The sequence below is a fragment of the Klebsiella sp. RHBSTW-00484 genome, assembly GCF_013705725.1.
Taxonomy (GTDB): domain Bacteria; phylum Pseudomonadota; class Gammaproteobacteria; order Enterobacterales; family Enterobacteriaceae; genus Klebsiella.
In genome coordinates, this window is record NZ_CP055481.1 from 4,424,318 (window position 1) to 4,444,762 (window position 20,445).

The window sequence follows — 20,445 nt, forward strand, 5'->3', positions numbered from 1 at the left end:
ACATTTTTCAACTCTTCAGTGCGCGCGGCTGTGATTCTCTTTGCGATAAGCACCCGGCGGCTGGTTGAACGTGCGGGTGAAAATGCGGGTAAAAGTTTGCTGCGAGTCAAAGCCGTATTTCAGGCAGATATCGTAGACCCGCTGATCGGTATCGCGCAGATCGCGCGCCGCCAGCAGCAGCTTACGCTCGCGAATATAACGCCCCAGACTCTCCCCTTTATAATGCAAAAACAGCCGTTGCAGATGCCATTTCGAGTACCCCGAATGACGCGCAATATCGTCAATGCGTAGCGGTTGATGCAAATTATCATCAATCCACTCGACGATTGTATCAATGACCTGAGCGGAAATAGTCATAAGTCCTCTCTCCTCTTGAACCACTCTCATCGTGACCGCCACCAGGCGTTAAATGATTGCGTGTTATCCGCGACCCAAACCGGCTCACCCAACATTGGCGTCAGCAGTCGCCACGGTCGCCCTGCGCTGGCCTCCGCCAGCCTTTTATACGGATCGTCCCATGTATGTTTTGCCAGCACGAAGCGCCCGGCGTGGCCCGGCAACACCGCACGGGCGTGTAAATCATCAGCGGCCTGCGCCGTCTCTTCCGGCATCATATGGATGAACTTCCAGTCCTGGTCGTACTGACCGTTTTCCATAATTGCCAGATCCACTTCACCGAATTGCTCGCCAATGGCTTTAAAGTGCGGGCCGTAGCCGCTATCGCCGCTGTAGTAAATTTTCTGCTGCGGGGTGACGAACATAAAGCTGGCCCACAGCGTCTGGTTACGCTTGAGGCCGCGGCCGGAGAAGTGGCGCGCGGGTAGCGCGTGAACCGTTAGCTCATCGCTAACCTTTACTGATTGATTCCAGTCCACTTCGTTAATAATGGCGCTATCGACGCCCCAGTAGCGCAGGTGTGAGCCGACGCCCAGCGGCGTCACCACGCGCTTGATTTTCGGCATCAGCGCTTTGATGGTGGCGTAGTCAAGATGGTCATAGTGATCGTGCGAGATAATCAGCAGGTCGATATCCGGCATCTCTTGCGCATGCCACGGATAGTCGCCGGGGAAGGCCTTGTTAAGAAACGAAAACGGCGCGGCATAGTTGCTGAACACCGGATCAATCAGAATCCGTTTGCCCGCCAGCTGTAGGTACCAGGAGGAGTGTCCCAGCCAGACCATAGTGTCCTGCCCTAACGGCAGGCTGGCGAGATCGGTTTTCACCAGCGGTAGCGGCTGGGCCGGTCTGGCATTTTCCCGTTTGGTGACTAAAAAATCCCACCATGCAGCCAGCATATTTTTTTGCCCGGTAAACCCTGGCGTGGGCAGTTGATTGTGAAACTGGCCGTCATGATAGTGCGGCGACTGTTCGACCAGGCTGAGCTGTTCGCCCTGCGGTGCCTGACCAAATCCGGCATTTAACACAAACGGCAAAGTTGTTGCTGACGCTAATAACATGATGACGACCACGCTTAAGATGACACGGTTCATATCCTGACCTGGCGAAATCCTCCTTCCTGGAGGTTTTTGTTATAAGACTTGATTATGAGTGAGTAAGCACTCATTATTAGGAAGAAGCTGAAAGTCGTCAAGACGATTTTCAAATTTTGACAGTCGGCGTTGCAGTGCCCATGCCAGGCATGCTTAGATCAGGTTTTTATAACGTGTGAGGTAAAGTGTAGTGGCTCGTCCTAAGAGTGAAGATAAAAAGCAAGCGTTACTGGAGGCCGCAACCGCCGCCTTTGCCCAATCGGGAATCGCCGCCTCAACCTCCGCTATCGCCCGCAGCGCCGGGGTTGCTGAGGGGACGCTGTTTCGCTATTTTGCCACCAAGGACGATCTGCTTAACGAGCTTTACCTCTCTATCAAATCGGGTTTAGTTCAGGTGATGGTGTCTAAATAGCTGCGCCTAATACCGCTACACTTTTGCCTGACCATGTTTTCCTCCGGGGAATGGGCTGGCGGTTTCCATAAAATGGCGGACCTTTTTCAGTAACTGCCACATTGAGCGGCACTGATGATTACGGGTTATCGTGTCATGAAGTGCCTGCCATAGCCGTTCCACATGATTCACCCACGGCGAGTAAACCGGCTGGTAAATTACCCTGAACTTGGGATTTGCTTTCAACCAGCGCTGTGTTTCGCGGCTTTTATGGATAATGTAGTTATCAACGATCAGCGTGATTGTTTTCGCCCGCCGGTAAGTGGCTTTCAGGTGCTTCAGCAGAGCGATAAACAGCGCTGAACTTTTGCTGTTGCCGCCCACGTAGCTGACTTTACCCGTGCCACTGTGCAGTGCGCCGGCCAGATAGTATTTTTCGTTCTGCCCCGGCGTCACTACCCGTTTCTGCTGTCCGCGCAACTGCCAGTCCGCACCGATTTTAGGATTAAGGTGGATATCCACTTCATCTTCATAAAATACCGGATGCTCTGCGCTGCATTCATCCAGCGCTTTGTGGATTACCGCCATCTTTTCATCTTTATGTGGGTCACGGATACGCAGAGTTGGCGCGGCCCTGCGCCATACAAGCCCCGCAGATGGCAACCAGCGGCGAACGGTTCCTGCATGTAACTGGCAACCGGTTATCTCATTGATTTTTATTGCCAGTAATTCGGTGCTCCAGCGTGAACGTTGATAACCAAAATCGCCGGGAGAATGCTTTATCAGCTCACGTAACAGGGTGCAGATATGTTCAAAAGGCCAGCGTCGGGAGCGCCCTGCGGGTAAGGATTTCAGGCCTTCAATACCTGAGTGCGTAAACCAGTTAATCCAGCGACCAACGGATGAACGGGCACAACAGAGAGTTCTGGCAACATCGCTGACCCGTTCACCCCGATGAAGCATCAGCATGGCCGTGAGTCTGCGGGCATGATTTTTATCACGCGTTTTATGAATAGCTTTCTGCATCAGGCGTCGTTCGCCACGGGGTATTGGTACTATGATCGGCATCGCTCAGTCCGGTTGGTGATTTTGGTTGGTTTGGCGATTGATCAGATCGCACAATCCGGGCTGAGTTCCCTTTCAGTGATCTACTATTCCGCGCAGCTATTTAGTCTTGTCCCAAATGAAACCCGCCCGAAAGAGAATGCACGTAATATCTGGAACAGCTATATCGACTGGGGCATGCGCAAGCCGATGGAGCATAAAGCCATCCGCCGCATGGCTCTCAGCGAAAGAATTACCGATGAAACGCGTACTCGGGTCAAAGAAATGTTCCCCGAGTTAAACGAGATATGCCAACTTTCGGTAAAACCCATTTTTCTTAGCGATGCGTATCGCACCTTTGGTGATGCGCTATTTTTGTCACTGGCAGAAACCACAATCGAGTACGCCAGCAACGATCCGCAGCGCGCCAGGGAACTCATTGCATTAGGCTTTGAGGCAATGTGGCAGGCGCTACATGAGGAAACTATCTGATGGACCACCGCTCGCTGCATGACCACGCGCATCGTATCGCGCTGGAGCTGCCCTTTACCGAACACTGCTGGCCGTTTGGCCCGGAATACGATGTGTTTAAAGTCGGCGGGCGAATTTTTATGCTGAGCATGACGATACGCGGCCGTGCGCTGATCAACCTGAAGTGCGATCCGCAAAAATCGCTGCTTCATCAAGAGATTTACCGCAGCATCGAGCCCGGCTATCACATGAACAAAAAGCACTGGATCACTGTGGTTCCCGGCGAGGATATCAGCGAGGGCCTGCTGGCGGATCTGATCGATGATTCGTGGAATCTCGTAGTCGATAAGCTCAGCAAAAAAGAGCAGCAGCGCCTGCGCCCGGCGTGATTTTCAGCGCAGCGCGATAAGTGTTATCGCATTTTTGCCCCTTATCATTTCCCCAACATCGCTGTACTCTTCCATCACGAAACGCACCCGCAAGGGGTTGTAAACAGTGAGGAAGAGTATGGATATCGTATCGGTTGCCTTAAAGCGCTACTCCACCAAGGCATTTGACGCTACTAAAAAGCTGACTGCTGAACAGGCGGAAAACCTGAAAACGCTGTTGCAGTACAGCCCGTCAAGCACCAACTCCCAGCCGTGGCACTTTATCGTCGCCAGCAGCGATGAAGGTAAAGCGCGCGTCGCTAAAGCGGCGAGCGGCACCTACGTCTTTAATGAACGTAAAATTCTTGATGCGTCCCACGTGGTGGTTTTCTGCGCGAAAACCGCGATGGATGATGCCTGGCTTGAGCGCGTGGTGAATCAGGAAGAGGCCGATGGCCGCTTTGCTAATGCCGACGCCAAAGCCGCGAACCACAAAGGTCGCACCTTCTTTGCAGATATGCACCGCAAAGACCTGCACGATGACGACCAGTGGATGGCGAAGCAGGTTTACCTGAACGTCGGCAACTTCCTGCTTGGCGTCGCGGCGATGGGTCTGGACGCGGTACCGATTGAAGGCGTCGATTTCGCGATTCTTGATGCCGAGTTCGACCTGAAGGCCCAGGGCTACACCAGCCTGGTGGTGGTGCCGGTCGGCCATCACAGCGTTGAAGATTTCAACGCCGCCCTGCCGAAATCACGCCTGCCGCAGGCGACGACGATCACCGAGATTTAATTCTCTGGTTTTCTTTTACGCCAGGATAATTCCCGGATTGCGGCTGTCGCCTTATCCGGGCTACAAAACACCGACTGTACTAACCCGTAGCCCGGGCAAGGCGCGTCGAGCGCCGCCCCCGGGGATAGACCGCAGTATTTTGCAGCCGGGATACCCCACCTTAACTACCGCTCCCCCGCGTGCCAGATACGCTCCGCATAGCGGCCAATCACCACCAGCGAAACGGCAAGGATCAGGAAGAACACCACCTTGTGCATCCCGTCCCAGAAAAACTCGAAGAAGCGGGTATAGAGGTTGATAGCCAGGAACGTCAGGCCGAAACCGCGCAGCATGCCATCGTCGGTTTTCAGGCTGATATAAATACAGATCCCCGCAGCCGCGGCAAACAGTAGTCCCCACGGCAGCAGCTGTCTTTGCGACATACTGGACCAGCTATCGATATCGTAATTGCCGAAAATAGACAGGATCCACAGGGCGATAAACAGATACGTCAGGCCCATCGCTTTGCTGACGGTAAACAGCTGGCGCTCGCGTAAATATTTCTGCGCGCCATAACAGAGCGCGAGCAGCGCGCCGCCGAACAGAACAAAGCGAATCGGATAGCTCATCCCCAGCCAGTAGGCTCCCCATCCCGATGCATAGCCCGTTTCTGCACCAAACCAGTTACCCAACGACAGCAGAAAAAATAGCCACACCAGTCCAGAGCGGGCAAAGAAGCCAATCGCGCCGTAAATCACGCATCCGGCCAGGAACAGCGGCGCGATATGGCCGCTGCCGGTATCCAGGCGCTCACCCAGTTGCCATAGCGCCACGGCGGTAAAGACCACACCAAGAAACAGAATCGCTTCGGTACTGTAGTGCCACTGGGTTTCCCGCCGCTGGCGACGAAATCCCCAACCGTAGCAGGCCGCTGCAAGCAGCGTGGGCAGAATTATCCGCGTCAGCGCCGAGCTGCTGAACAGGCTAAGTAGATACTCAATCAGGTCGCTGTCGGCAAACAGGCTACCCAGCGCCACCAGCACGCAGGCCAGCGCAGTCCAGAAAGCGTAGCGACTCAGACGCTGCCAATCGAAGGGAGAAACATGCAGCGTTTGTGCCAATCGCTGGCTATCCTCCGGTGTTAACTCGCCGCTGCTCTGCCAGGCGTCCAGCGTGCGCTGAATGATGCGTTGCTCTTTACGGGTAATGTTCATAGGCATTCCTTGAGACTGATGACAAACCTGTTTTAGCTATTGTGCTCGTATCTCTGCCGGGTGGCGGCTTGCGCCTTACCCGGCCTACGAAAAACCGCAATATCAACCTGTTATGCAATTCTCTGTAGGCCCGCGCAAGCGCAGCGCCGCCGGGCAGTACCCGAAAATTGCACTTTGTCAGCAATCTGTTTCCTTGTGGTTATTGTTTATCCAACCACGCCAGCGCTTGTTCGCCCGCGTCATCCATCGGTAAATAGACCAGCAGGCGCGAGCCGTTGCGCGGGGCCGAGTACCAGTACATCTGCTGTAGGCTGAAACGTCCAAGCTGCGGATGGTTAAAGTTTTTCACCTGATTCTCCACTCCGCGCACTTCATAGCGCTGATGCCACAGCGCCTCAAACTCAGCCGAAGCGGCGAAAAAGCGCGCCAATTTATTCTCCCACAGCGGGTCGCCGCGGTGCTCCGCCATCGCCGCGCGAAAGTAAGAGACAAACGTCGCCAGCACGTCACGATTTTCAATGCGGCTACGCCAGGTTTCATTGGTCAGATACAGATAAATGCAATTGCGATCCTCTTCCGGGATCGTGGCGAAGTCGATACCCATCAGCCGACAAAAGCTGTCGTTCCACGCCACAATATCGAAGCTCGGCTTCTGAATACTGGCGGGCTGCGGCATCAGGCTGTCGAGCATCCGTCTCGTTCCGGGGCTGATACCTTCGCATACCGTGATCTGAGTGGCCTCCGGCGGAGTCAGCCCGGCCAGTACAAACAGATGCCGGGTCTCAAGCGGGCTACACTGGAGCGCATTCGCCACCCCCACCAGCACCGCCTCAGACGGATTCACTTCCCGCCCCTGCTCCAGCCAGGTGTACCAGGTGACGCCAACGTCCGCCAGCATCGCCACCTCTTCGCGACGCAGGCCCGGCGTGCGTCGCCGTCCGACGCGCGGCAGCCCCAGGCGCTGCGGGTCGAGGCTTTCTCGCCGGGCACGTAGAAAAGCACCCAGTTGCTTACGGCTATCGTCGGGCACGATCGAAAGCGCTTCACGTTGCGGCATCGTCGTCATAAAACCTCCAGCATGGTAGTACCAATACCAGTATAGGCAGGAACTGGTACCCGTTTAAATTATCGGTGATGCTACGGCCATCCGCTGAATGACGCAATGGAGAGATCCGATGAATTCGTCTGCTGTTTCACCCGGCCGCGCCGGTTTATTCCTGCTGTTGACCGGCCAAATGCTGCCGTTGATCGACACCTCGATCACCAACGTCGCGCTGGATTCGATCACCCAATCGTTGAACGCCAGCGCCACCCAACTGGAGCTGATTGTCGCGCTGTACGGCGTCGCCTTTGCCGTCTGTCTGGCGATGGGTAGCAAACTTGGCGATAACTATGGTCGCCGTCGTCTGTTTATGTGGGGCGTAGCGATTTTTGGCGTCGCCTCCCTGCTGTGCGGGATGGCGAATTCCATTCATACCCTGCTGGCGGCACGCACCTTACAGGGTGCCGGTGCGGCGCTGATCGTGCCGCAGATCCTCGCCACTTTGCATATCACCCTCAAAGGCACCGCCCACGCTCGGGCCATCAGCCTGTACGGCGGCATTGGCGGTATCGCGTTTATCGTCGGTCAGATGGGCGGTGGTTGGCTGGTATCGGCGGACATCGCCGGTTTAGGCTGGCGAAATGCGTTCTTTATCAACGTGCCGATCTGCCTGCTGGTGCTGGCTTTTAGCCCGCGCTACGTCCCCGAGACCCGGCGCGAAGCGCATTCGCGTATCGACTGGCAGGGCACTTTCAGCCTTGCGCTGATCCTCTGCTGCCTGTTGTTCCCAATGGCGCTGGGGCCGGAACTGCACTGGCCGTGGGCGCTCCAGCTAATGTTAGTCGCCGTGCTGCCGCTGCTGCTGTGGATGCGAGCCAGCGCGCTGGGCAAACAGCAGCACGGCGAACAACCGTTATTACCGCCCCGCCTGTTGAAGCTCACCAGCATTCGCTTTGGCATGGCCATCGCCCTGCTCTTTTTCAGCGCCTGGTCCGGGTTTATGTTCTGTATGGCGCTGACCATGCAGGCAGGTTTGGGTATGGCGCCGTGGCAGTCCGGCAATAGCTTTATCGCCCTCGGCGTGGCCTATTTCATCTCTGCGCTGTACGCGCCGAAGTTGATTGCCCGTTACAGCATGGGGCGCATCCTACTGATTGGCCTGTCGGTGCAGATTGTGGGCCTGTTGCTGCTGAGCGCCACGTTTTATCACCTCGGAACGCAAACCTCTACTCTGGCTCTGGTGCCGTCCACTGCGCTGATCGGCTATGGCCAGGCGCTGATCGTCAATAGCTTTTACCGCATCGGAATGCGCGATATCAGCGCCTGTGACGCCGGGGCCGGGAGCGCGATTCTCAGCACCCTGCAACAGGCAACGCTGGGCCTTGGCCCGGCGATCCTCGGCTCGCTATTTTTAACCCTCGCCCACCGCAGCGGCGGCGACTATCCGCAGGCGTTAATCGATTTTCTGGCGGTTGAGGTGGTGATGATGCTGATATTGGGCGCCATCGCGCTATGCCTGCGCCATCATCTGAACGTGCATCCGGCGGTAGCAGCTTCATAATTCACATCGGCGTAACCTGTGATTTGCATAATAGACATCCAGCGGTCATCATAACCGCTGGATGTAAAGGAGACGTTATGCAGGAATTAATATCGCAAATCGCCGCGTTAGGCATCGAAATAACCCCCACCAGCTCACTCATTATTATCTTCGGCATTATTCTTCTGACGGCAGTTGTCGTTCACCTTATTCTGCACAAAGTGGTGCTGCGTACCTTCGAAAAACGGGCGCAGGCCAGTAGCCATTTGTGGCTGCAAATCATCACGCAGAACAAACTGTTTCACCGCCTGGCCTTTACCCTGCAAGGGATTATCGTCAACGTACAGGCGGTTTTATGGCTGCAAAAAGGCAGCGAGGCTGCGGAAATACTCACCACCTGCGCACAGCTGTGGGTGATGATATACGCTATGCTGTCCTTCTTCTCACTGCTGGATGTGGTGTTCAATTTATCGCAGAAATTCGCCACCGCCTCTCAGCTTCCGCTTAAGGGGATATTCCAGGGAATAAAGCTGGTTTGCGCGATTATTGTCGGCATTCTGGTTATTTCATTATTGATAGGCCAATCCCCGGCGATTCTGATTAGCGGCCTCGGCGCGATGGCTGCGGTATTAATGCTGGTATTCAAAGACCCGATTCTTGGCCTGGTGGCCGGTATTCAGCTCTCCGCCAACGATATGCTCAAGCTCGGCGACTGGCTGGAAATGCCGAAATACGGCGCTGACGGCGCGGTGATTGACATCGGCCTGACCACGGTGAAGGTGCGCAATTGGGATAACACCATCACCACCATTCCAACCTGGTCACTGGTGTCCGACTCGTTTAAAAACTGGAGCGGCATGTCCGCATCCGGCGGTCGACGCATAAAGCGCAGCCTGAATATCGATACCACCAGCATTCATTTTCTCGATGAACAAGAGCAGCAGCGCTTAATTCAGGCCAAACTGCTGAAACCGTATATGGATTCACGTCACCAGGAAATTAGCGCCTGGAACCAGCAAAACGCCACCGACCAGTCGGTGCTGAACCAACGCAAGATGACCAATATCGGCACCTTCCGCGCTTATTTGCAGGAGTATTTACGCAACCATCCGCGCATCCGTAAGGATATGACCCTGATGGTGCGCCAGCTGGCCCCGGACGCCAGCGGCCTGCCGATTGAGATTTACTGCTTCACCAACACCGTGGTGTGGGCAGAATATGAGAGTATCCAGGCGGATATTTTCGACCACGTGTTCGCGGTGGTTGATGAGTTCGGCCTGCGGATTCACCAGTCCCCCACCGGCAACGATATTCGCTCGCTGGCGGGCGCGGTATCTCAGTAAGGTTCTCAGGCACTGGCGCGGGATATCACGCGCCAGTGCATCATCACCCGCTCAACGGCGGCGTCAGGATTATCGATTCTCTTCATTAATAACGTCACCGCCGTGCGGCCTATTTCGCGCGATGGCTGTTCTACGGTTGTCAGCTGTGGTGATACGACTTCCGCCAGCTCGGTGCCATCAAACCCAATCAGCGCAATATCTTCCGGCACCCGCAGTCCGGCCTGAGCGATAGCCCGCAGCGCGCCCGCCGCCAATGAGTCAGAAACGGCAAATACCGCATCGGGCTTTTCGTCCAACGCCAACAGCTGTTCCATCGCCTTTTTACCAGCAGCGGCGCTCAGATCGCTGGCGTAGGTCACCTGTTGATAATTCAGTTCGCGTACGTGCAGCACGCTTTTGTAGCCGCGCTCGCGCAGGCGCGCGTAACGATAGCTGAGATCGTGGTTGATGAGGGCAATTCGTCGACGCCCACTGTCGACCAGCCGGGAAACCGCCCCCTGCGCCGCATCAACATCGTTAATACCGACGCAGGAGATGCTGCCGGTATCAGCATATTCCGCGCACTGGACCCACGGCGCATCGCCAATCATGGTGGTGAGTTCCGGCAGACTGGAGAGCGCGTTCATGGTAATAATGCCGTCGACCATTTTGCCGGAAAGCAGTTGCAGGCCAGAGGTAGAACGCGCCAGGTCCGACCCGGAGTTACACAGCAGGATCCGGTAGCCGTTCTTTTCCGCTTCTTCTTCAATCCCCTTGACCACTTCAGCGCAAAAGGGATTCGCAATGTTAGAGACCATCACCAGAATCATGTAGCTACGAGCCGTTCGCAGCTGACGGGCCAGCAGATTAGGCTGATAGTTACTCTCTTTAATGGCCTGCAGTACGCGCTCGCGATTCTTCTCTTTGACGGTATCGCTGTTATTCAGCACCCGCGATACCGTCGCCACCGAGACGCCCGCCAGGCGAGCGATTTTCTGAATTGACATAGAGACTGCATTTCCTGCAATAGACGTTATATTTCGCAGGCTATCATAATTCTCTGGTTCCTGTGGTCAATTACCCTTTCACCGCCGCCGGAAACGTCTCCACAAGCCATTCAACAAATACGCGTAGCCGGGACGTAACGTGTCGATTCTGCGCATAAACAATGTGAAATGGATAAGAGGCCGGACGCCATTTGCTGAGTATTTCCACCAGTGTTCCGTTCGCCAGCTCATTTCTCAACGAGTAGGAGAAGGTCTGCACAATACCCAGCCCAGCCTCCGCTGCCGCAATATGGGCATTGCTCTCATTTATACCCAGGTGATATTCCGTTTTGATCTCCTGAGTGATGTCGTTGTCCTCAAAGCGAAATGGAAAGGCTCTTCCGCTGGCGGGAGACAAATAGCTGACAAGCCGGTGTCCGTTCTTCAATTCATCAGGATAAGCGGGAATACCGTAGAGCTTGAGGTAGCCCGGCGTGGCGCAGGTAATTATCGTCGCTTCACCGATTTTTCGGGCAATAAGCGTCGAGTCATCCAGCGGCCCTCCTCTTATCGCACAGTCGATGTTGCCGCTGATAAGGTCCATGGGGCTGTCAGCTACCGCCAGATCAATGCGGATATCCGGATAGGTCGCCATAAAGCCAGCCAGCAGAGGGATCAGAACATCGCGGGCGGTTGATCCTCCTACCGAGACGCGCAGATGGCCCTTTGGCTTGTTGCGAGAAGCTCTAAATGAGGCGTCAATCTCGTCCAGGTCCTTAAGAATACGTACCGCTTTTTCATAGTACTCGCGCCCTTCCGGCGTGACGGTAATGCGTCGGGTTGTACGTTGCAGCAAGCAAACGCCAAGATGAGATTCAAGCTGTTGAATCGCTTTACTAAGGGTGGCATTGGGCATATTCAACGAGTCTGCGGCCCGGGTAAAGCTGTTGGCTTCGACAACGCGCGTAAAGACTTTGAGGGCTGAAAACCGATCCATTATTCGCTTTTTCCTGATAGCAGTCGGCGATTATTCATAGGTGTGAAGAGTGTTTTTCACATTACTACGTTTTTTGCACCCGTGGCTGACGGTACAGTGACAACCGTACTTAGCCGCCAGGTTATCACTGTAAGTCGATGACTCAATTGGCATATTCATACTTTAGTTAAGGAAGTGCATCATGAGTAAAAAACTTTCGGCAAAAATCGCGTTAGTCACCGGCGGCAGCTCGGGTATCGGCCTTGCGTCAGCACAGGAACTGGCAAATCAGGGTGCGACGGTGTACATCGCCGGCCGCCGCCAGGAGGAGCTTGACGCTGCGGTAGCGTTAATCGGTCCCGCAGCCAGAGGGATCCGTGCTGATGCCTCTGTTTTAAGCGACCTGGATAGCGTGTTTTCGACCATTGCCAGCGAATCGGGACGACTGGACGTGCTTTTTGCCAATGCGGGCGGCGGCGACATGATGCCGCTGGGTGCCATAACAGAGGAGCACTTCGATCGTATTTTCGGCACCAACGTGCGCGGCGTGTTGTTTACCGTTCAGAAGGCCTTGCCACTATTGACGCAGGGAGCCTCCGTCATCCTTACCGGCTCTACGGCGGCGGTCAAAGGAACTGCGAATTTCAGCGTGTACAGCGCCAGTAAGGCCGCCGTGCGTAATCTTGCCCGTTCATGGGCGCTGGACCTGAAGGATCGCGGTATCCGCGTTAATGTGGTCAGTCCGGGGCCAGTGCGTACACCGGGCCTGGGAGGGCTTGTCGCACAAGAGCAGCGCCAGGGACTCTTTGATATGCTGGCCGCCGACGTACCGCTGGGGCGCATTGGCGAGCCGGAGGAAGTAGGGAAAACTGTCGCGTTCCTGGCTTCTGACGACGCGAGCTTTATTAACGCATCTGAAATCTACGTTGATGGCGGGCTGGCGCAGATCTAAAAAATACGATACCTGAAGCCCCCTGGATAAATGGGTCTTCGGGTGCTACCGTGCTGTTTTTCCTGTACTCAAATTATCCAGAGTGCATATTCTAAATAATTAGGGATGATGTCATCAATGAAACTAAAAATAGCGATTATTGCATTCAGCTGTTCCCTGGCCGCACTCTCCGGCTGCACCTCCTCAAAATCTTCGCCGGAGCGCCATGCTTACTATTTTGTCTCACACCGCACCGATTTTGTCGGCGGTAATTTCGCCACTAACCGTCAGGAAAATTACCGTTTAAATCTGCCAAACTTTACCGAGATATATGCTCAGGGCCAGAAAGACAAGGCGTCAGGCATGAGCGAAAACGATGCCCGCCGCACCGCTGATTCCATCAAGCAGCAGGCAGCGCAAGGCACAAAGACGCAACACTCTTTCAACGGCAACGCTAACGATAAGTGGGACAACGCAATGGAGGATAAAGACGCCGTGCTGTTCGGCAACGAGCTGTCCGGAGCGTATCTCGATGGCTATCTTGGCGTGAAGTAATTCAGCCGGCGCGCGAAATGCGCACCGCAGTCTCTCCCGTTACCTTGCCACCTTCACCCAGCGCTGCTGCTGATGGCTTTTCACTATCGCATCAACGATGTACATCACATCTGCGCCCTCATAAAACGACGCAAAGCGCCGCGACCGCTCTTCCGGCATCTTTCCGGCACGAACCGCCTGATAAAAGCTCAGCATCATATTTTTAAAGGCATCGGGCCAACCTTCGATATGCCCGCCAGGAAAATGAGCGCTGGCGGCGACCTCACCCAGCATCAGGCTTGGGTCGTCGCTCAGCAGTTGGTTTGGCCGCTGACGCTGACCAACCCATAACCGCTGCGGTATCTCCTGATCCCAGGCCAGCGAACATTGGCTGCCGTTGATCTCTACCGTCAGGCCGTTCTTTCTCCCGGCGCTCACCTGCGAGACGGTAAAACAGCCTTTGCTGCCATCATCAAAACGGAACAGTACCGACCCCATATCTTCAGTATCGACGGGACGTTCTTCATAACGCACATCGTCACTATGCTGGCTAAAAGTGGCATCCCCGGCAACGGGCGCTTTGCGCGTCGGCCAGACAATAGACAGATCAGCCATCACCTCTACGATGCGTCGGCCGGTCATAAACTGCACCGTATCGCACCAGTGGGAGCCGATATCCGCCACCGCCCGCGATGCGCCGCCCTGCGCTGAATCGACCCGCCAGTTATAGTCGGTTTCCAGCAGCATCCAGTCCTGGAGATAGCTGCCGTGTACGCCAAACAGCCTCCCGACATCGCCATTGCGCATCATCATCGCCGCCTGCTGCACCATGGCAAACTGGCGATAGACAAAGCTGACCCCGTGGACCACCCCGGCATTTTCCGCCAGCGCCACCAGCTCACGCGCCTCTTCCGGCGTCATGCATAGCGGCTTTTCAGAAAAGACGTGCAGCCCGGCGGCCAAAATCTGCCGGTTAATCTGTGCGTGCAGGTGGTTCGGCGTGCAGTTATGCACCACCTGTAGACCCGGATGCGCCAGCATTGCCTCCACGCTATCGTAGGCGTTAGCCACGTTAAGCTGTCGCGCTTTTTGCTGGGCCAGCTCCAGGCTACTGTCGCACAGCGCGACCACCTCAATATCGCCCACTCTGCGTAGCGCTTCCAGATGCGCCGGGCCAATAAATCCGGAGCCAATAATGCCAACCTGAATCATCCTCAATCCTCCCCGCCCGCAGCAAAATCATCAAACGCCCGTCCGGAAACCGGGATGATATGACGACGGATAAACTCGCTGCCTTCGCGCGCACCAACCTCTGCGTCCTTCAGGCAGCATTCCCACTCCAGCACCGCCCAGCCGTCAAAATCGTATTCGGTAAGCTTGCTGAAAATCGTTTTGAAATCGATCTGCCCGTCGCCCAGCGAACGAAAACGCCCTGCCCGCTGCTGCCAGTTTTGATAGCCGCCGTAGACCCCACTGCGCCCACTACGGCGGAATTCCGCGTCTTTGACGTGAAACGCTTTTATTCGTGAGTGATAGATATCGATGTACGCCAGATAGTCTATCTGCTGGAGGTGCAGGTGACTGGGGTCGTAGAGCATATTGCAGCGCGGATGGTTATCAAGGCGTTGCAGGAAACGCTCAAAGGTCACGCCATCATGCAGGTCTTCGCCGGGATGAATTTCGTAGCATAAATCCACGCCCTGCTCGTCGAATACATCAAGCAGAGGCCGCCAGCGCCGAGCCAGTTCGTCAAAAGCTTCATCCAGCAGCGGCTGGTTATGCGGCGGCCACGGATAAAAATAAGGCCACGCCAGCGCTCCGGAAAAGGTGGCGTGCGCTTTTAGCCCCAAACGCGCGGAAGCCACCGCTGCCTGACGTACTTTCTCCACCGCCCACTGCTGGCGCGCCCGCGGGTTACCGCGTAGCGCGGCGGGAGCAAAAGCGTCAAAGGCCTCGTCATAAGCCGGATGCACGGCCACCAGTTGCCCTTCGAGGTGTGTTGAAAGCTCGCTGATCGCCAGCCCCTGTTCCGCCAGTTTGCCGTTCACCTCATCGCAATAGGTCTGGCTCGCCGCCGCACGTTCGACGTCGAAAATCGCCGGATGGTTGCAGGGGATCTGTAATGCCTTATAGCCTAAATCAGCAGCCCATTGCGCTACGCCCTCCAGAGTATTAAACGGTGCCTGCGCGCCGATAAACTGCGCCAGAAAAATGCCCGGTCCCTTGATCGTTTTCATACCACCTCCTGAAAAATTAATGCTGCTCTTTATCGTTGTACTGGAAAGAGAAAAGGAAAATCAGTGCGATAACCGCCGCGGCCACCGCCGGGATCCACCAGAAAGTCACCCACGCCTGCGGTACCGTTTGCCCCGCAACAAGTTGGTTATATAGCGCGCCGGAAATCTGCGAGCCCAGCAGCATTCCGATGCCGTAGGTGAACATCACGATCATGCTCTGTGCCTGACCTTTGACCTTCTCGCCCGCCACGCGGTCGGTATAGATAAAGCCAACCACGAAGAAAAAGTCGTAGCACACGCCGTGCAACAGGATGCCAAGATAGAGCAGGAACCGTCCCTCTTCGCTGACGCCCAGCGCAAAGAAGGCGTAGCGTACGAACCACGCCGCCATGCCGATCAGCAACATGTATTTGACGCCCAGGCGGCGGAACAGCAGCGGGATCACCAGCATAAAGAAGATTTCTGACATCTGACCGAAGGACATGGCGGTGCTGACGTCCGCGACCCCGGCATCCGCCAGATAAGAGGCGGTATAGGCGTAGTAGGTGCCCAGCGGAATAGAGATCAGCGTCGCGCACAAGGAGAAAATCAGGAAGTGGCGCGTTTTCAGCAGCGCGAAAGCGTCAGCGCACAGCAGGTCGCGAAACTGCACCGGGGTCCCTTTCGCCGGGGCCGGCGTGTGCGGCAGCGTCAGGCTATAAACCGCCAGTACCACTGAACACAGCGCCGCGAGGGTGAAAATCCCGGTGGTATCGGAAATACCGGTCACGCCGATGAAGATACCGGCGATAATCCAGCCGATGGTGCCGAAAACGCGGACCACCGGAAAAGTCTTGTCAACGTTCGCCAGGCTGTGGAACGCAATATTGTTAGTCAGCGCCAGCGTAGGCATATAGCACAGGGTGTAGCCGAACAGCAGGCCAATCAGCAGCGCGCCGTTTTGCGCCACCAGCGCCTGCGGCACAAACCACAGAATCACCGCCCCGGCCAGGTGCATGACCGCCATCACCTTCTGCGAGGCAAAGAAGCGATCGACCAGCATTCCCAGCACAAACGGCGAGAGAATCGACGCAATCGGCCCGGCGGAGAAAGCATCGCCAATCAGCAATGACATCTCGTAACGAGTCATCACCAGGCCCAGCGTGACCGACCAACTCCCCCAAATAAAGAACTGCATAAACATCATTAACGACAGCCGCGGCACCAGAAAACGGTGCGTTACGCGGGCACTTTCACGACCTTCGGTTGTTGTTGTCATGTTGACCGCCTTAAAAAAGTAATCGATTACAAAATAGATTCAAATGAAAAGTAATCGATTACAAAAAGAAGATCGCGGGAAAAATGCGCTAAGCGCGAAGAAGATCACAATAAAAGATGATTATGCCCCGCCGGACGGCGGGGCTGTCACGCACTACGCCGGGCGGCGCAGGGTTTTAAAGGCCACAAACAGGAACAGGATCCACACCGGCAGCAGAATCGCCGACAGACGCATACCGTCGATCGTGCACATCAGCACCAGGATCAGCCCCAGGAAGGCGATGCAAAAATAGTTACTGCCAGGCGACAGCAGCGCTTTAAACTTCGACTCACGCCCCTTGCGCCGCTGGGCAGCACGGAATTTCAGGTGCGCCAAGCAGATCATTATCCAGTTCAGCAGCAGCGTCGCCACCACCAGCGCCATCAACAGGCCGAGTGCGCTCTGCGGCAGGAGGTAGTTAAGCAGCACCACCAGCGAGGTGATAATCCCGGAAAGCATCAGGGAGTTGACCGGTACGCCGCGCTTGCTGACGCGAGCAAGAAACTTCGGCGCGTTGCCCTGCACCGACAGGCCGAACAGCATCCGGCTATTGGAGTAAACGCCGCTGTTATAGACCGACAGCGAAGCCACCAGAATCACGAAGTTCAGCGCTGAAGCCACCACGTTACTGTCGAGATTATGGAAAATCATCACGAACGGACTGCTGTCGGATTTGATTTCCACCCACGGATAAAGAGCTAGCAGAACCACCAGCGAACCGATATAAAACAGCAAAATACGGTACACCACCTGGTTAACCGCTTTCGGAATGCTCTTCTCTGGATTGTGCGCTTCGGCGGCGGTAATGCCGATAAGCTCCAGCCCGCCGAAGGAGAACATGATCACCGCCAGCGACATAATCAGCCCGTGCCAGCCGGTGGCAAAGAAGCCGCCGTATTTCCACAGATTATCGATTCCCGCTTTGCTGCCGCCGTGGCCGCCAAACAGCATCCACAGGCCAAAGCCAATCATGCCGATAATCGCCAGCACTTTAATCAGCGCGAACCAGAACTCCGCTTCGCCGTACAGGCGAACGTTAACGAGGTTAACCGCGTTGATAATAATGAAGAAGACGGCGGCCCAAATCCACGTCGGCACGTCCGGTAGCCAGTACTGCATGTAGATCCCGGCGGCGGTCAGCTCCGCCATCCCCACCAACACGAACATCACCCAGTAGTTCCAGCCGGAAAGAAAACCTGCGAACGGACCCCAGTATTTATAGGCAAAGTGGGCAAAGGAGCCAGAAACCGGCTCTTCGACGACCATTTCACCAAGCTGGCGCATAATCAGAAAAGCAACGATCCCGGCGACGGCGTAGCCGAGCAGTACGGCCGGTCCCGCCATTTGAATCGCTGGCCCAATGCCGAGAAACAGGCCGGTACCGATGGCGCCGCCAAGAGCGATAAGTTGGATATGTCGGTTCTGTAAACCGCGGTGAAGCGTCGGGCCGCTTTCCTCTACGGCATCCGACGACGTTGACGCGTCTTTCACGTCGATCCCCTGTGTGTTTATATGAAGGGGCACCTTGTAACACTTATCCCCGTCATACTTCAAGCCGCAGATGCCCTGGCTTCATACGTTCATTGATTTATCACAAGGGGCGAGCTGACCTGCCCGCCCCAGCGTTTTGCTTAGAACTCGTAGCCGACCGAAACCTTGAACGTCCGCGGCTCACCGCGGAACAAATAGGTTCCACTGTCATCAGCACCGGACCAGTAGTTCTCATCCGTCACGTTATCCACCCCCGCCCGTACCGTCATCTGGTTCTGATTCTCGTTAAGCGCCAGGCGATAGCGCACGCCGAGATCCAGGGTGGTGTAGCTATCAATCTTCTTGGTGTTCGCCTGATCGGCATACTGCGAACCGGAGTGATTGAGGCGCGCGGTGGCGGTCAGGCCATCGATAGGCTTGATGTCATACTCCGCGCCAAGCACCGCATAGAACCCCGGCACGCCAATCGCTGTTTTACCATCGTTGATGCCATCTTTGGTTTTCGACAGCTCGGCTTCCAGCCAGGTAGCGCTGGCGTTAAGACGCAGACCGTACAGCGGTTCACCGAAGACATTGAACTCAACGCCGCGGTTACGCTGCTCGCCGTCAAGACCATAGTGTTTCTGGCTGTCGAGGAATGCTGACGGCATTTTAATTTCAAACAGCGCCAGCGAACCGCCGATTCGGCCAAAATCAGCCTTCACCCCTACTTCGTTTTGTTTGGAGTGAATGATCCCAATACTTTCACCGTAGTTAGTGGCGGAGTTCGGCGCATTGCTGCCCGGCTGAAGAGCTTCGGTATGGTTGGCGTATAAAGAGATAACCTCCCACGGCTTGTAGACCACCCCATAGGTTGGCATCCAGCGACTGTCGTCATACGCATCGCTTTGCAGACCGGTGGTTTTATCGTAGTTACGCACAACCACTTTTTGATGGCGCGCGCCAGCGGTAAACAGCAGCGTATCGTCCAGCACGCCCAGGGTATCGCTCAGCAGCCAGCCCTGTGAACGGGTACGCCCGCTGGTGAGCGGATCGTAATAGTCACCGCCGAACGAAGAGTTAGCCGGAGGCGCAACCTGCTGAGTATCATAGATATTCACCAGCGGGTTAACCTTAGACATCCGCCACGCCGTTTTATCGTTTTGGGTTTTCGCCGAATAGCCGACGTTCACTTTGTGCGAGACAAAACCGGTAGCGAACTCGCCGCGTATCCCGGCCATACCGCTGGCGGTATCAATATAGCGGTTGGTATCCAGACGACCCGCCGTGGCGTTACCTTCTCGATCGATAAGCTTCGAAGCGCTATACAGGCCGATTTCATGGGCGTGCTGAGCGCCCAGCGACGCATAGGCAGTCCATTTATCGACAATGTCGTATTCCATTCTCAGCATACCGAACTCATTTTCGATATCGCTGTAAGCCCATTTTTGCGTGTAGTTATGGGTATTGCCCGGCAGACGCGGAATAAAATCAACGGCCGAAATATTGATGCCCATCGGGCCGCCGTGGAACGTTTTCTTCTGATAGCCAAAATCAAAAGAGCTGCGCAAGCGCTCACCGCGATAGTCGAGGCCAATAGCGGCCAGAGTGGTTCTGCGCTTGTCATTCTCGACCGCCGCCTCGCCTTCGCGATGTACCAGGTTCACCCGCGCGCCGAACTGGTTATCGTCACCAAAGCGACGGCCTAAATCCAGCGAACCGCCGACCTGAGAATCAGAGGTATAGTCCACGCCAACGTTGGCGGTCGGGGTATCTTCCGCACGCTTCGGCTCCAGGTTAATCATCCCGCCGACGCCGGAGCTGGCGGCTCCGTTGAGCAGGGCGTTTGCGCCTTTAAAAATTTCGACCCGCTCGAGCATCGCGGTATCCACCACCTGACGCGGCACCACGCCCGCCAGTCCGCTCAGGGTCATATCATCGCCGTCGAATTTGAGGCCGCGAATACGATAGGTTTCGGCATAGTTACCGTAGCCCTGCACCGGCTGAACTCCGGCATCGTTGCTCACCACGTCGGTAATGGTTTTCGCCTGCTGATCCTGAATCAGCTTCGAGGTATAGCCGATGATGCTAAACGGAACGTCCATCGCGTTTTGCTCGCCGAGCATCCCGAGACGACCACCGTTCGCTACCTGGCCGTCCAGATAGGCAGGAACGACCAGATCGCCGCCGGATTTAAAATCGCTGTCGGAAGTCGCCCGGACAACCATGGTTTCTTCGGTTTTTTTACGTTCAGCGTCGCTTTCCGCCGCCGTTGCCGAGTGAGTGATAGCGCCAATAGTTAACGCCAGCAGCGTTTTCCGTAGCGGGAAAGCCGGATAGTGAGAGGTAAGCATAATGAG

18 protein-coding genes and 2 pseudogenes are annotated in these 20,445 nt (G+C 55.6%); 8 read left to right on the forward strand and 12 right to left on the reverse strand.

Features of this window, described 5'->3' with window-relative positions:
* Positions 1–15: 15 nt before the first annotated feature.
* Together HV213_RS20895 and HV213_RS20900 are read right to left on the reverse strand one after the other, a co-directional pair.
* Positions 16–357: a RamA family antibiotic efflux transcriptional regulator gene (locus HV213_RS20895; protein WP_181483154.1), complete on the reverse strand. Its 342-nt coding sequence runs from the start codon at positions 355–357 to the stop codon at positions 16–18.
* Between the two features lie 26 nt (positions 358–383).
* Entirely contained in the window at positions 384–1,490 is a 1,107-nt protein-coding gene (locus HV213_RS20900; RefSeq protein ID WP_181483155.1) for an MBL fold metallo-hydrolase, read from the reverse strand.
* Positions 1,491–1,680: 190 nt separating this feature from the next.
* Here HV213_RS20900 and HV213_RS20905 point away from each other — a divergent pair.
* Positions 1,681–1,896: pseudogene (locus HV213_RS20905) on the forward strand (TetR/AcrR family transcriptional regulator); the annotation flags it as partial.
* Positions 1,897–1,917: 21 nt separating this feature from the next.
* Here the strand turns inward: HV213_RS20905 and HV213_RS20910 are convergent.
* Positions 1,918–2,949 carry an IS630-like element ISEc33 family transposase gene (locus tag HV213_RS20910; protein WP_001395480.1) on the reverse strand — a complete coding sequence of 344 codons (1,032 nt, stop codon included), beginning with the start codon at positions 2,947–2,949 and terminating at the stop codon, positions 1,918–1,920.
* Between the two features lie 105 nt (positions 2,950–3,054).
* Between HV213_RS20910 and HV213_RS20915 the strand changes: the two are divergent.
* The 3 genes and pseudogenes from HV213_RS20915 to nfsB form a co-directional block, all read left to right on the forward strand.
* Positions 3,055–3,417, forward strand: a pseudogene (locus HV213_RS20915) (TetR/AcrR family transcriptional regulator); the annotation flags it as partial.
* Entirely contained in the window at positions 3,417–3,785 is a 369-nt protein-coding gene (locus HV213_RS20920; RefSeq protein ID WP_181483156.1) for an MmcQ/YjbR family DNA-binding protein, read from the forward strand. The pseudogene HV213_RS20915 and the gene HV213_RS20920, both read left to right, overlap by 1 nt.
* A gap of 118 nt (positions 3,786–3,903) precedes the next feature.
* A complete protein-coding gene (gene nfsB, locus HV213_RS20925; RefSeq protein WP_181483157.1) occupies positions 3,904–4,557 on the forward strand; it encodes an oxygen-insensitive NAD(P)H nitroreductase in 654 nt (217 codons plus the stop codon).
* A gap of 164 nt (positions 4,558–4,721) precedes the next feature.
* Here the strand turns inward: nfsB and HV213_RS20930 are convergent, their stop codons facing one another.
* Positions 4,722–5,750 carry a DUF2157 domain-containing protein gene (locus tag HV213_RS20930; RefSeq protein WP_181483158.1) on the reverse strand — a complete coding sequence of 343 codons (1,029 nt, stop codon included), beginning with the start codon at positions 5,748–5,750 and terminating at the stop codon, positions 4,722–4,724.
* A gap of 199 nt (positions 5,751–5,949) precedes the next feature.
* Complete coding sequence (locus tag HV213_RS20935; RefSeq protein WP_181483159.1) at positions 5,950–6,816, reverse strand: helix-turn-helix transcriptional regulator; 867 nt, start codon at positions 6,814–6,816, stop codon at positions 5,950–5,952.
* 109 nt (positions 6,817–6,925) lie between these two features.
* Between HV213_RS20935 and HV213_RS20940 the strand changes: the two genes are divergently transcribed.
* Positions 6,926–8,353, forward strand: a complete 1,428-nt coding sequence (locus HV213_RS20940) for an MFS transporter (RefSeq protein WP_181483160.1) — start codon at positions 6,926–6,928, stop codon at positions 8,351–8,353.
* 77 nt (positions 8,354–8,430) lie between these two features.
* Positions 8,431–9,675, forward strand: coding sequence for a mechanosensitive ion channel family protein (locus HV213_RS20945; protein WP_181483161.1), 1,245 nt, complete (start codon positions 8,431–8,433; stop codon positions 9,673–9,675).
* Positions 9,676–9,680: 5 nt separating this feature from the next.
* On the opposite strand, the gene HV213_RS20950 is transcribed toward HV213_RS20945, so the two are convergent.
* Positions 9,681–10,661 carry a LacI family DNA-binding transcriptional regulator gene (locus tag HV213_RS20950; RefSeq protein ID WP_181483162.1) on the reverse strand — a complete coding sequence of 327 codons (981 nt, stop codon included), beginning with the start codon at positions 10,659–10,661 and terminating at the stop codon, positions 9,681–9,683.
* Positions 10,662–10,731: 70 nt separating this feature from the next.
* The gene (locus tag HV213_RS20955) at positions 10,732–11,637 is read right to left on the reverse strand and encodes a LysR family transcriptional regulator (RefSeq protein ID WP_181483163.1); all 906 of its coding nucleotides are present in this window, start codon (positions 11,635–11,637) and stop codon (positions 10,732–10,734) included.
* Positions 11,638–11,818: 181 nt separating this feature from the next.
* Here HV213_RS20955 and HV213_RS20960 point away from each other — a divergent pair, with 181 nt between their 5' ends.
* Together HV213_RS20960 and HV213_RS20965 are read left to right on the forward strand one after the other, a co-directional pair.
* Positions 11,819–12,568 (forward strand): SDR family NAD(P)-dependent oxidoreductase, encoded by a 750-nt coding sequence (locus tag HV213_RS20960; RefSeq protein WP_181483164.1) that lies wholly within the window; start codon positions 11,819–11,821, stop codon positions 12,566–12,568.
* Between the two features lie 117 nt (positions 12,569–12,685).
* Positions 12,686–13,102, forward strand: a complete 417-nt coding sequence (locus tag HV213_RS20965) for an Exc2 family lipoprotein (RefSeq protein WP_110273204.1) — start codon at positions 12,686–12,688, stop codon at positions 13,100–13,102.
* A gap of 39 nt (positions 13,103–13,141) precedes the next feature.
* On the opposite strand, the gene HV213_RS20970 is transcribed toward HV213_RS20965, so the two are convergent.
* From HV213_RS20970 to HV213_RS20990, 5 genes are all read right to left on the reverse strand, one after another.
* Positions 13,142–14,293 carry a Gfo/Idh/MocA family protein gene (locus tag HV213_RS20970; protein WP_181483165.1) on the reverse strand — a complete coding sequence of 384 codons (1,152 nt, stop codon included), beginning with the start codon at positions 14,291–14,293 and terminating at the stop codon, positions 13,142–13,144.
* Between the two features lie 2 nt (positions 14,294–14,295).
* Positions 14,296–15,318 (reverse strand): sugar phosphate isomerase/epimerase family protein, encoded by a 1,023-nt coding sequence (locus HV213_RS20975; protein WP_181483166.1) that lies wholly within the window; start codon positions 15,316–15,318, stop codon positions 14,296–14,298.
* A gap of 16 nt (positions 15,319–15,334) precedes the next feature.
* Positions 15,335–16,576: an MFS transporter gene (locus HV213_RS20980; protein WP_181483167.1), complete on the reverse strand. Its 1,242-nt coding sequence runs from the start codon at positions 16,574–16,576 to the stop codon at positions 15,335–15,337.
* A gap of 153 nt (positions 16,577–16,729) precedes the next feature.
* Positions 16,730–18,106 (reverse strand): phenylalanine transporter, encoded by a 1,377-nt coding sequence (gene pheP, locus HV213_RS20985; protein ID WP_181483168.1) that lies wholly within the window; start codon positions 18,104–18,106, stop codon positions 16,730–16,732.
* A gap of 140 nt (positions 18,107–18,246) precedes the next feature.
* Positions 18,247–20,439, reverse strand: coding sequence for a TonB-dependent receptor (locus HV213_RS20990; RefSeq protein WP_181483169.1), 2,193 nt, complete (start codon positions 20,437–20,439; stop codon positions 18,247–18,249).
* Positions 20,440–20,445 lie beyond the last annotated feature (6 nt).

Excerpts from the sequence above, each read along its gene's own strand:
- HV213_RS20895 (WP_181483154.1), bottom strand. The coding sequence starts at position 357 with ATGACTATTTCCGCTCAGGTCATTGATACAATCGTCGAGTGGATTGAT.
- HV213_RS20900 (WP_181483155.1), bottom strand. The coding sequence starts at position 1,490 with ATGAACCGTGTCATCTTAAGCGTGGTCGTCATCATGTTATTAGCGTCA.
- HV213_RS20910 (WP_001395480.1), bottom strand. The coding sequence starts at position 2,949 with ATGCCGATCATAGTACCAATACCCCGTGGCGAACGACGCCTGATGCAG.
- HV213_RS20920 (WP_181483156.1), top strand. The coding sequence starts at position 3,417 with ATGGACCACCGCTCGCTGCATGACCACGCGCATCGTATCGCGCTGGAG.
- nfsB (WP_181483157.1), top strand. The coding sequence starts at position 3,904 with ATGGATATCGTATCGGTTGCCTTAAAGCGCTACTCCACCAAGGCATTT.
- HV213_RS20930 (WP_181483158.1), bottom strand. The coding sequence starts at position 5,750 with ATGAACATTACCCGTAAAGAGCAACGCATCATTCAGCGCACGCTGGAC.
- HV213_RS20935 (WP_181483159.1), bottom strand. The coding sequence starts at position 6,816 with ATGACGACGATGCCGCAACGTGAAGCGCTTTCGATCGTGCCCGACGAT.
- HV213_RS20940 (WP_181483160.1), top strand. The coding sequence starts at position 6,926 with ATGAATTCGTCTGCTGTTTCACCCGGCCGCGCCGGTTTATTCCTGCTG.
- HV213_RS20945 (WP_181483161.1), top strand. The coding sequence starts at position 8,431 with ATGCAGGAATTAATATCGCAAATCGCCGCGTTAGGCATCGAAATAACC.
- HV213_RS20950 (WP_181483162.1), bottom strand. The coding sequence starts at position 10,661 with ATGTCAATTCAGAAAATCGCTCGCCTGGCGGGCGTCTCGGTGGCGACG.
- HV213_RS20955 (WP_181483163.1), bottom strand. The coding sequence starts at position 11,637 with ATGGATCGGTTTTCAGCCCTCAAAGTCTTTACGCGCGTTGTCGAAGCC.
- HV213_RS20960 (WP_181483164.1), top strand. The coding sequence starts at position 11,819 with ATGAGTAAAAAACTTTCGGCAAAAATCGCGTTAGTCACCGGCGGCAGC.
- HV213_RS20965 (WP_110273204.1), top strand. The coding sequence starts at position 12,686 with ATGAAACTAAAAATAGCGATTATTGCATTCAGCTGTTCCCTGGCCGCA.
- HV213_RS20970 (WP_181483165.1), bottom strand. The coding sequence starts at position 14,293 with ATGATTCAGGTTGGCATTATTGGCTCCGGATTTATTGGCCCGGCGCAT.
- HV213_RS20975 (WP_181483166.1), bottom strand. The coding sequence starts at position 15,318 with ATGAAAACGATCAAGGGACCGGGCATTTTTCTGGCGCAGTTTATCGGC.
- HV213_RS20980 (WP_181483167.1), bottom strand. The coding sequence starts at position 16,576 with ATGACAACAACAACCGAAGGTCGTGAAAGTGCCCGCGTAACGCACCGT.
- HV213_RS20990 (WP_181483169.1), bottom strand. The coding sequence starts at position 20,439 with ATGCTTACCTCTCACTATCCGGCTTTCCCGCTACGGAAAACGCTGCTG.